General features: G+C 41.5%; 1 protein-coding gene. It reads left to right on the forward strand.

The window, feature by feature from the left end; all coding sequences use genetic code 11:
* A partial coding sequence (locus GQR56_RS21350; RefSeq protein ID WP_166115409.1) for a transposase occupies positions 1-504 on the forward strand: 504 nt, incomplete at both ends.

Here is a 504-nt window from a genome sequence, read left to right on the forward strand (position 1 = left end):
ACCGTTAATCCTTGTGCTGTTGCTAAATACCGCCAGGCTTTTAAGCCCAGTGGCGCAAAAGATGACCCATCAGATGCCTTTCTACAAGTTGAAATTCTCACGTTACATATGGACAAGCTGTCTGTCATTGAGCCCGAGTCAGCTGCTATGCGTTCGCTGTCTCAGCTTGTTGAATATCGCCGAAGTTTAGTGCAAGACAGTGTCGATTTATCCAATAAAATAACAGCGACATTAAAAAATTATTACCCGCAGGCACTTGAATGGTTTAAAGAAAAGGACACGTATATATTCTGCGACTTCATTCAGAAATGGCCGTCACTCACTGCGGTTAAAAAAGCAAGAAAACAGACTTTACTCGACTTTTTTGAGAGTCATAACTCACACTATTGCGCGGTCAATAATGCACGACTAGACAGTATTAAAAATGCGATGCCATTAACTCTGGACGAAGGAGTAATTGTGCCTAATCAAATGCTCGTTGGAGTGCTTATCACGCAATTTAAA

This window comes from Pseudoalteromonas sp. Z9A5 (assembly GCF_011378875.1).
In the GTDB taxonomy this organism is placed as follows: domain Bacteria; phylum Pseudomonadota; class Gammaproteobacteria; order Enterobacterales; family Alteromonadaceae; genus Pseudoalteromonas.